Source organism: Nonomuraea sp. NPDC004702 (genome assembly GCF_053601695.1).
The window spans coordinates 1-9125 of sequence record NZ_JBSGCE010000149.1; the positions used below are offsets into that span (position 1 = coordinate 1).

10 protein-coding genes and 1 pseudogene are annotated in these 9125 nt (G+C 74.1%); 7 read left to right on the forward strand and 4 right to left on the reverse strand.

Going from position 1 to position 9125, the window contains the following annotated elements:
• The 4 genes from ACWEJ6_RS53685 to ACWEJ6_RS53700 all read left to right on the forward strand — a co-directional run.
• Positions 1 to 695 (forward strand): MFS transporter (locus ACWEJ6_RS53685; RefSeq protein ID WP_452433445.1); only part of this gene is annotated, 695 nt, incomplete at its 5' end.
• A gap of 52 nt (positions 696 to 747) precedes the next feature.
• The gene (locus ACWEJ6_RS53690) at positions 748 to 1269 is read left to right on the forward strand and encodes a beta-class carbonic anhydrase (protein WP_452433447.1); all 522 of its coding nucleotides are present in this window, start codon (positions 748 to 750) and stop codon (positions 1267 to 1269) included.
• A gap of 128 nt (positions 1270 to 1397) precedes the next feature.
• A complete protein-coding gene (locus tag ACWEJ6_RS53695; RefSeq protein ID WP_452433449.1) occupies positions 1398 to 2168 on the forward strand; it encodes a helix-turn-helix domain-containing protein in 771 nt (256 codons plus the stop codon).
• On the forward strand, positions 2158 to 3327 hold the full coding sequence (locus ACWEJ6_RS53700; protein WP_452433450.1) for a cytochrome P450: 1170 nt from the start codon (positions 2158 to 2160) through the stop codon (positions 3325 to 3327). The genes ACWEJ6_RS53695 and ACWEJ6_RS53700 overlap by 11 nt, the downstream gene beginning before the upstream one ends.
• On the opposite strand, the gene ACWEJ6_RS53705 is transcribed toward ACWEJ6_RS53700, so the two are convergent.
• Positions 3317 to 4792 carry an SDR family oxidoreductase gene (locus ACWEJ6_RS53705; RefSeq protein ID WP_452433452.1) on the reverse strand — a complete coding sequence of 492 codons (1476 nt, stop codon included), beginning with the start codon at positions 4790 to 4792 and terminating at the stop codon, positions 3317 to 3319. The two genes, ACWEJ6_RS53700 and ACWEJ6_RS53705, sit on opposite strands and share 11 nt — an antisense overlap.
• A 168-nt stretch (positions 4793 to 4960) precedes the next feature.
• On the opposite strand from ACWEJ6_RS53705, the gene ACWEJ6_RS53710 reads away from it, so the two are divergent.
• Positions 4961 to 6211: a cryptochrome/photolyase family protein gene (locus ACWEJ6_RS53710; RefSeq protein WP_452433453.1), complete on the forward strand. Its 1251-nt coding sequence runs from the start codon at positions 4961 to 4963 to the stop codon at positions 6209 to 6211.
• Positions 6212 to 6226: 15 nt separating this feature from the next.
• Here ACWEJ6_RS53710 and ACWEJ6_RS53715 read toward each other — a convergent pair whose 3' ends face one another.
• From ACWEJ6_RS53715 to ACWEJ6_RS53725, 3 genes are read right to left on the reverse strand one after another with little or no spacing between them, the layout of a single operon-like run.
• Positions 6227 to 6493, reverse strand: coding sequence for a DUF3303 domain-containing protein (locus ACWEJ6_RS53715; RefSeq protein WP_452433454.1), 267 nt, complete (start codon positions 6491 to 6493; stop codon positions 6227 to 6229).
• A complete protein-coding gene (locus ACWEJ6_RS53720) occupies positions 6493 to 6888 on the reverse strand; it encodes a hypothetical protein (protein WP_452433456.1) in 396 nt (131 codons plus the stop codon). The genes ACWEJ6_RS53715 and ACWEJ6_RS53720 overlap by 1 nt, the downstream gene beginning before the upstream one ends.
• A complete protein-coding gene (locus ACWEJ6_RS53725; RefSeq protein WP_387676096.1) occupies positions 6885 to 7286 on the reverse strand; it encodes a rhodanese-like domain-containing protein in 402 nt (133 codons plus the stop codon). The genes ACWEJ6_RS53720 and ACWEJ6_RS53725 overlap by 4 nt, the downstream gene beginning before the upstream one ends.
• A 98-nt stretch (positions 7287 to 7384) precedes the next feature.
• Between ACWEJ6_RS53725 and ACWEJ6_RS53730 the strand changes: the two are divergent.
• Both ACWEJ6_RS53730 and ACWEJ6_RS53735 read left to right on the forward strand, forming a co-directional pair.
• Positions 7385 to 7912 (forward strand): annotated as a pseudogene (locus ACWEJ6_RS53730) (LuxR C-terminal-related transcriptional regulator); the annotation flags it as partial.
• A 1135-nt stretch (positions 7913 to 9047) separates the two neighbouring features.
• On the forward strand, positions 9048 to 9125 hold a 78-nt coding region (locus ACWEJ6_RS53735), incomplete at its 3' end, for a pseudouridine-5'-phosphate glycosidase (protein ID WP_452433458.1).

Consider the following 9125-nt stretch of genomic DNA (forward strand, 5'->3'; position numbering starts at 1 on the left):
ATGCCGCCGAGCACCGGCATGCGCACGTCCATGACGACGAGGTCGGGCCTCAGTCGGCGGGCGAGGCCACGGACGTGACCGGCGGGCCCGCGCCCCGGATGCGCGCGCTGCTGGCCGCCAACGTGGTCTACGTCTTCTGCCTCAACGTCCCCGAGATCGCGGTGCCCCTGGTCCTGGTGACGCAGATGCACGCATCCCCGGTGTGGCCGGCGGCCGTCTTCGTGGCCAACACGGTGCTGGTGGTCACCTTGCAGGTGCCGGTGACCGTCCTGCTGTCCCGCTTCTCCCGGCGGACCGTGCTGGCGTTCGCCGGCGTGCTGCTCGCCGCGTCCTACCTCGGCTTCCTCGCGGCCACCTCCCTGGGGCCCGGCTGGGGTGTCCCGGCCGTCGCCATGGTGTCCGTGGTCTGCACCATCGGCGAGATCGTCTACGCCGGCAGCGCGACGGCGCTCGTCACCGCCCTCGCGCCGGCCCCTCTTCTGGGACGCGCCCTCGCCCGCTTCCAGCTCTCCACGGGCTTCGGCCTCGCCGTCTCCCCGGCGGTCATCACCGCCCTCGCCGCCCACGGACCGGCCGCCCTCTGGGGCACCCTCTCCACCGCGACCCTCCTGTCCGCCTCCGCCGTCGCCGACCGCCGTGTTCGCCGTCGACGCAGGGGGGCTACACAGCGAGGCAATAACATGTACAGTCAGTAGGGAATGTGGACTATGACCGCGGGCCGCGGCACGTGACAGGAGGACGTCCCCCATGAGCGTCACCGACCAGCTGATCGCCAACTCCGAACGCTACGCCGCCGCCTTCGACTCCGGCGACCTGCCGCTGCCGCCCGCCCGGGGTGTGGCCGTGCTTGCCTGCATGGACGCCCGGCTCAACGTCTACGGCCTGCTCGGCCTGCGCGAGGGCGACGCGCACGTGATCCGCAACGCCGGCGGCGTCGTCACCGCCGGCGAACGCCGCAGCCTGGCCATCAGCCAGCGCCTTCTGGGCACCCGCGAGATCATCCTCATCCACCACACCGACTGCGGCATGCTCACCTTCACCGACGACGGCTTCAAGCACGACATCTACCAGGAGGTCGGCGTCAAGCCCGACTGGTCCGCCGAGGCGTTCCAGGACCTGGAGGCGGACGTGCGCCAGTCGGCCAGGCGCATCCAGGCCGACCCGTTCATCCCGCACAAGGACTCCGTCCGCGGGTTCGTCTACGACGTCACCACGGGCCGGCTGAACGAGGTCAAGCTGGACGCCGGCCCGCAGGGCTCGTCCGACTGATCGGGTGCGGATCCGGCGTGCCTCGCCGGGGCCCGCGGCTGTGGCGCCCGTCGGACGTCCGCGGTCCGGTCAATCCGCGGCCCGGTTAATCGGTGGCGGGCGGGGCGGTCGCCGGGTTGACTGCACGGGTGACCGCGTTGCCCGTGCCCGCCGACCTGGCCCACCTCGTGGCCGGGAGCTGGGTGCTGGCCGGCGACACCGTGCCGCGAGGGTTGCCGTACCCCGCCGTCGACCTGCTCGTCATGCCCGACGGAGAGTGCCGGCTGGCCGGTCCGGAGACGCGCGTCCGGCAGGGACGGCTGCCCGGGGGCGGGCCCCTGGTCGGCGTGCGGCTGCGACCGGGAACGGTGACCGGGCTGTTCGGGGTGGCGGCCGACGAGGTGCCACTGGCCGGGACACCCATCGACGTCGGGCGCTTGCCGGGGACACCCATCGACGTCGGGCGGCCGGACGGGGCGGTGGGCGAACGGCTGGCCGGGGCGCTGGCCCTGGTACGGGCGCGCGCCGGCCGATGCCGGGTCGACGAGCGGGTGCGCGTCGTGCTGACGGCGATGCACGCGGCGCCAGGGGCGCCCGTGGAGCAGCATGCCGCCCGGGCCGGGCTGTCCGAGCGGCAACTGCGGCGGCGGTTCGGGGCGGCGGTCGGGCTGCGGCCCAAGTCCTACGCGCGGGTGGTGCGGCTGCACCACGCGCTCGCCGCCGCGCGCGCCGCGCTGGCCAGGGGCGAGCGCCCCGACTGGGCGGCCATCGCCGTGCGCAGCGGCTGCTACGACCAGTCGCACCTACTGGCCGAGTTCCGGCACGCGGTGGGCGCACCGCCGACCACGCTGCTGCCCGGTGGCCGTTTTCTCCAAGCCTCGGCCGGCCGGGGGCCAACACACTCGACGCATGACCGATGACGCCGTCAAGGAGATCCTCGACTGGTACCGGCGGACCGCACAGGACGGTCTGGCCGGGGACGGGGTGCATTTCGCCGAACCGTTGCAGAGCTGGCTGGTGCACGGCTACCCCGAGGTGAAGCAGGTGCTCACCGACCACCGGACGTTCTCGTCCGACGAACTGCGCCACAGCGCGCAACCCCCGCCGCACCGGGACAACCCGCTGCTCGGCAGCCTGTCGGCGATCGACCCGCCCCGGCACCACCTGCTGCGCCGGCTGGTCAGCCGGGCCTTCACGCCCCGCGCGATCCAGTCGTTGCTGCCCTCGATCACCGACACCGTACGGACGCAACTGGCCGGCGTGGACGGCGAGCTGGACGTGATCGGCCGGCTCGGTCACCCGTTGCCCGTGCGCACCATCGCCGCGCTGCTCGGCGTGGAACCGGACCGGCAACCGGACTTCGTGCGCTGGACCGAGGCGATCACCTCCTTCGCCGGCGCGTTCAGCGAGGACCCGGCGCGCCGGGCCGCGTTCCGCGCCGCGCACGCCGAACTGGCCGCGTACTTCGGCCAGGTGTTCGCCGAGCACCGCGCCCGCCCTCGGGGCGACGTGATCGGCACCCTGCTGGCCGCCGAACCCGACGGCAGCCGGCTCTCCGACGAGGAACTGCACGACTTCTGCACGCTGCTGCTCGTCAACGGCCACGAGACGACCAGGACCCTGCTGGTCAACACCGTGTTGTGCCTGACGGCCCACCCGGAGGCGCCGGCCCGGCTGCGTGCCGCCCCTTGGCTGGTGCCCGCCGCCGTCGAGGAGGTGCTGCGGTTCCTGCCCCCGTTCGGCGGCACCGACCGCTTCACCACCGGCCCGGCCGACATCGCCGGGCACCCCGTCGAGGCCGGCCGGCGGGTGGTCGCCATGGTGCTCTCGGCCAACCGGGATCCCCGGGTGTTCGCCGAGCCGCAGGAGTTCCGGCTCGACCGGACGTCCGACGAGCACCTCTCCTTCGGCCACGGTGTGCACTTCTGCCTCGGCGCGCACCTGGCCCGGCACGAGGTCGCGATCGCGGTGCACGCACTGCTGCACCGCTTCCCCGGCCCGTGGTCGCTGAGCCGGATCGCGACCGAGCGCACCCCGGTCGGCATCGACGTGCTCGATCTGGCGCTGGTCAGCTCGTAGCCGCGGACCGATCCCTGCGGCGGGCCGCGGCGGCCACGTTGACCGGCATCCGGCCGAAGATCAGGCCGTGGAAGGGCGAGATCGCCCACCAGTACAGATGGCCGAGCAGGCCGTGCGGATGAAAGATGGCACGTTGCGTGTAGATCGTCCGGCCGCCGGAGCGGGTGACGCCGAGCTCCAGCCAGGCCAGTCCGGGCAGCCGCATCTCGGCGCGCAGCCGCAGCAGCCGTCCGGGCAGCACCTCCTCCACCCGCCAGAAGTCGATCGAGTCGCCCACCCGCAGCCGGGCCGGATCGCGCCGGCCGCGCCGCAGCCCCACCCCGCCCACCAGCCGGTCCGCCAGGCCCCGCAACTGCCACGCCATAGGCAACGAGTACCAGCCGTTACGGCCGCCGATGCCCTCGATCACCTGCCACAACGCCTCCGGACTGGCCTGCACGGCCAGGCTGCGGTCGTCCACGAACAGACTGCCGCCCGCCCAGTCGGGATCGGTGGGCAGCGGATCGCTCGGCGCGCCCGGCGTGGACGCCGAGGACCAGCGCGTGGCGACGTCGGCCTCCTTGATCTTCATCAGCGCCAGCGACACCGCCCGCCGGAAGCCGACCAGCCCGCCCTCGGGATCGGGTACGTGGCGGGCGATGTCGTGCTCGCCGCACACGGCCTCGTTGCGCAGCGACTCCACCAGCGGGCGCGCGATGCTCGCGGGGACGGGCGTGACCAGCCCCACCCACAGGCTCGACAGCCGGGGGGTGAGCAGCGGCACCGGGATGATCAACCTCGGCGGCAGCCCGGCCACCGCGGCGTAGCCGTGCATCATGTCGGCATATGTGAGGACATCAGGGCCGCCGATGTCGAACCCACGGTTGACCGTTCCCGGCGCATCCGCCCACGCCACCAGGTAGCGCAGCACGTCCCGCACCGCGATCGGCTGCGTCCGGCTGCGCACCCAGCGCGGCGTCGTCATCACCGGCAACCGCTCGGTCAGGTAACGCAGCATCTCGAACGAGGCCGACCCCGACCCGATGATCACCGCGGCCCGCAGCACCACCGCCGGGACCGCGCCGCGCAGGAAGATCTCCCCCACCTCGGCCCGCGACGACAGGTGCGGCGAGAGCCGCTCGTCCGCCGTCAACCCGCCCAGATAGACGATCCGGCGCACGCCCGCCTCGGCCGCCGCGGCCGCGAACGTGCGCGCCGCCAGCCGGTCCCGCTCGGCGAACCGGCCGCTCGTCCCCATCGCGTGGATCAGGTAGTACGCGACGTCCACGCCGTCCAGCGCCCGGCGCGTGCGCTCGGCGTCGGTGGCGTCGGCCTCGACGGCCTCGACCCGTTCGGCCCACGGCAGATCGCGCAGGCGCCCGGCCGAGCGCACCATGCACCGCACGTCGTGACCGGCGGCCAGCAGCTCAGGCGCCAGCCGCCCACCGATGTACCCCGTCGCCCCGGTCACCAGGCACAATGCCATGACCACGCACCTTCCCCGTCCCTCGGGCCTCATGCCGGAGCGGGCCGGTCATCGTCACGTCCACAGCACTGCCGCCGCGCGCGTGCGGGCGCGGCCGGCGGGGCATCTGTGAGGCATGGCTGAGGTGCACGGTCGCGGCAGGCCGCGGGGGGCCGTGAAGGACCGTCGATGGACACGGTGATCGTCCTGCTCAACAGGGACCTGCGGGTGCACGACCACCCGGCCCTGACGGCCGCCTGCGAGCGCGCCCGCGCCGTGCTCCCCCTGTTCGTGCTGGACGAGACCGTTCCCGCCGGCCGCCGCCGCGGTTTCCTGCTGGAGTGCCTGGCCGACCTGCGGGCGTCCTTGCGGGCGCGCGGCGGGGACCTGGTCGTCCGGCACGGCGACGTCGTGACCGAGACCATGAGGCTCGTCCAGGAAACCGGAGCCGAGGCGGTCTTCGCCAGTGCCGACGTCAGCCTGCTGGCCAGGCGCAGGCAGGACCGGCTGGCTCGCGAACGCATCGCGTACGAGCTCTTCCCGGGGGTCACGGTGGTGCCGCCCGGCACGCTCACCCCGTCCGGGGGCGGCGATCACTACCGGGTCTTCACGCCGTACTGGCGTGCCTGGAGCCGACACCGGCGCCGTCCCCTGCTCGCGGCCCCCGACCACGTGCCCACGCCCCGCGACCTCGACGCCGGGCGGCTGCCGGGCCCGGCCCGGCCGGAACCCGTGCCCGGCGGCGAGACCGCCGCCCGCGACCGCGCCCGCCGGTGGATCCGCCGCGCCCTGCCGGGGTACGCCGACGGCCACGACGACCTGGCCGGCGACCGCACCTCCCGGCTGAGCCCGTACCTGCGGTTCGGCTGCCTGTCGCCGCTGGAACTGGCCCGCCTGGCCGCGGGCAGCGAGCCGTTCGTCCGCCAGCTGTGCTGGCGCGACTTCCACCACCAGGTCGCCCACGCCTTCCCGCGGATCAACCGGGACGACTACCGCCCCCGCGGCCACCGCTGGCGCGACGACGAGGACGCGCTGCAGGCCTGGCGGGAGGGCATGACCGGGCTGCCCATCGTGGACGCCGGCATGCGCCAGCTCCTGGCCGAGGGCTGGATGCACAACCGGGCCCGCCTCATCGTCGCCTCCTACCTGGTCAAGGTCCTCGGGATCGACTGGCGGGCCGGCGCCCGGCACTTCTTCGAGCGCCTCCTCGACGGCGACGTGGCCAACAACTCGGGCAACTGGCAGTGGATCGCCGGCACCGGCAACGACACACGTCCCAACCGCGCCTTCAACCCGCTGCGCCAGGCCCAGCGGTACGACCCGGCGGGCGACTACGTGCGCCGCCACGTGCCCGAGCTCGCCGGCGTGCCCGCCGCCCACGTGCACCAGCCGTGGCTGCTGGGCACTCCCCCGGCCGGGTACCCACGTCCGATGCTCTGACCGGCGACGTCCGGATCAGCTGTCAAGGGCGGCGGCGGTCGCGGCTCCGGGCGCCACCGGCACGATCTCGAACTCGACGAGGTCCGACCACTCGGCGACCCAGCGTTGCAGGAGTGCGATGTCGTCACATTCCATGAGCTGGAAGCAGCGGCTCAGGTCGGCCGTCACCCAGCTGGAGACGAACACCAGACCTTCGCCGGTCATCCGGCCCTTCTCCCGGAACCGCCGGTAGACGGCCTTGGCGTCCTGGCCGCGGAAGCGTTCGATCACCATGAACAACATCAGTCCTCCGACGGCTCCCCGTCCGGGACGGGCCGGAAGCCGGAGCACAGGATACGCAGCCAGGCGATGCGCTCGCCGGCGACGCTGTAGTAGACCTGCTGTTCGACCAGGTAACGGGCGGAGCCGGTACGCACCTGGAGGCGGTAGGCGAGATGGTCCCGGTCGCCCACGCGGCCGGTGGCGACGTGCAGGAGACGTTCGATGTCGTCGCCGGGTTCGAACCACTGGCCGAGGATGATCCGGTCCACGACCTCGCCGGGGTCGTCGGCGTCCCAGTGGGCTCCGGGGGTGAGCGCCTTGAAGTCGACCGGGTCGCCGAGCAGGGCGTGCAGCGTGTCGCGGTCCTTGGCGGCCAGCGCCCGCGCGAACGCCGCTCCGAGCGCGTCCCCGTTCACCGGCGTTCCTCCGCCGCCTGGAGGGTCACGGGGCGGCCGTGCTCCTTCCAGGCGTTGAGCCCTCCGTCGAGGTGGGCGACGTCGGCGTAGCCGAGTTCCCGCAGCGCCAGGGCGGCGAGCGCGGAACGGCCGCCCGACGCGCAGTACAGGATGGTCGTGGCGGCGGGATCGAACTCGGGCCGATGGTGGGGACTGGCCGGATCGGCCCAGAACTCCAGCATGCCGCGCGGCGCGAGGACCGCGCCGGGAACCCTGCCGTCGCGGGCCACCTCGCCCGGTTCGCGCAGGTCGATCAGGGTCACCGTGCCCGACTCCAGGGCCTCGGCCACCTCTGCGACCGACAGGTTGCGTATCCGTGCGCGAGCGTGCGCGATCATTTCGGTGACGGAGCTTGCCATGCGCGGGTCCTTTCAGGAGGCTTCCGCCATCACACCTCATGCTCGAAGCCGGCACATCCGTGCTCAGTACGGAGCTTTTCTGGGGGATGATTCGCGTCATGAAGGACGCCGCGCTGCCGGAGGCGTTACGGGCCGCCGGGGTCACCAGGCGGGAGGCGGAGGTCTTCTGGCTGGTCGGTGACCGGCTGGCGAACCGGGAGATCGCCGACCGGCTCAGGCTGTCCGAGCGGACCGTGGAGAGCCATGTGTCGTCCCTGCTGCGCAAGCTCGGCCACCCGGCCAGGCGGGACCTGGTCGAGGGCGCGGCGCGGCTCCGGCGCCGGGCGCACGCCCTGCCCAGGCCGTTGTCGTCGTTCGTCGGCAGGGAGCGCGAGCTTCGCGACCTGGCCGGGCTGGTCGCCGGCGGCCGCATGGTGACCCTGACGGGGCCCGCGGGCATCGGCAAGACGCGCCTCGCCCTGCGCCTGGCCCACGAGGCGGCCGGATCGGCTCCCGCGGTCCTGGTCGATCTGGCCTCGGCCGCGCCCGGCAGGCCGGTCGAGCGGGCGTTCGCCGACGCGCTCGGGGCGGGCGGCGACGGCAGGGACCTCGGCCCGCAGATCGTCGCCGCGGTCCGGGCGCGCCCGTGCTGGCTGCTGGTCGACAACTGCGAGCACGTCGCCGACGCCGTCGCCGCCCTGCTGGCCGGGCTGCTGGCGGCGGCCGGCGGGCTGCGCGTGCTGGCGACCAGCCACGGGCCGCTGCGGGTGAGCGGCGAGGTCGTCTACCAGGTGCCGCCGCTGCCGGTGCCCGGCGAGGGCGCCGAGCCCGGCGAGATCCTGGACTGCGCCGCCGTCCGGCTGTTCACCGACCGCGCGGCCGCCGTCGTGCCCGGCCTCGCCGTCACGCCGGCCGAAGCGGCGGTGGTCGCGACGATCTGCCGCCGCCTCGACGGCTTGCCGCTGGCCATCGAACTGGCCGCCGCGCGCACCCGGTTCGCCTCGCCCGGCGAGCTGCTGCGCCTGCTCGACGACCGGTTCGCGCTGCTGACCGACGCGCCGCGGCCCAACCGCCACCGCACCCTGGAGGAGGCCCTGCGGTGGAGCTACGACCTGCTGGACGGCGACGAGCGTCTCCTGCTGGACCGCTGCTCGGTGTTCCCGGGCGAGTTCGACTACGACACCGCGACGCTGGTGCTGGCCGCGCCGCCGCTCACCGGCGCCGGTCTCACCCGGCTCTTCCCCCGCCTGCTGGACCGTTCGTTGATCTCCGCCCGGCGCCAGGGCGGGGAGACGCGGTACCGCCTGCTCGACAGCGTCCGCCAGTTCGCCGGCAACAGGCTGGCCGAACGGCCCGAGTACGAGGAGATCCACGACCGACACGCCCGCCACCATCTGACGCACGCCGTGTCGCTCGCCCCCGCGTTGCGCGGCCAGAACCAGCCGGCGGCCCTGCGCTGGTTCGCCGACCGCTGGACCGACCTGCGGACGGCCATGGGACGCGCCCTCGACTCCGGCGACACCGCCGCGGCCTGGGGCCTGCTCACCGGCATCGGCACCGGATGGGAGATCCTCGGGGCCCGCGGCGAGCTGTTCACCTGGGTGAACGCGCTGCTCGACCGTCCGCTCCCGGACGGCTCCGCCGGGGTCCGCGCCGCGATCACGTCCTGCCTGCTGCTCTGCTACCAGGACACCGACAGGGCGCTGGAGCTGGCCCGCCGGGCGGCGGAGCACGCGGCGACCGAGGAGGAGCAGGCGTCGGCCGCCCTGGCGGCCGGCCACCGTGTCGGCCACGTCGTTCCTGGCCGCCCGCGCCGGTGTGCGGATCTTCGCGACCGGCGGCCTGGGCGGCGTGCACCGC

Bases quoted from the DNA above. Each gene is read 5' to 3' on its own strand.
- ACWEJ6_RS53690 (WP_452433447.1), top strand. From the start codon at position 748: ATGAGCGTCACCGACCAGCTGATCGCCAACTCCGAACGCTACGCCGCC.
- ACWEJ6_RS53700 (WP_452433450.1), top strand. From the start codon at position 2,158: ATGACCGATGACGCCGTCAAGGAGATCCTCGACTGGTACCGGCGGACC.
- ACWEJ6_RS53725 (WP_387676096.1), bottom strand. From the start codon at position 7,286: ATGGCAAGCTCCGTCACCGAAATGATCGCGCACGCTCGCGCACGGATA.
- ACWEJ6_RS53710 (WP_452433453.1), top strand. From the start codon at position 4,961: ATGGACACGGTGATCGTCCTGCTCAACAGGGACCTGCGGGTGCACGAC.
- ACWEJ6_RS53705 (WP_452433452.1), bottom strand. From the start codon at position 4,792: ATGGCATTGTGCCTGGTGACCGGGGCGACGGGGTACATCGGTGGGCGG.
- ACWEJ6_RS53715 (WP_452433454.1), bottom strand. From the start codon at position 6,493: ATGTTGTTCATGGTGATCGAACGCTTCCGCGGCCAGGACGCCAAGGCC.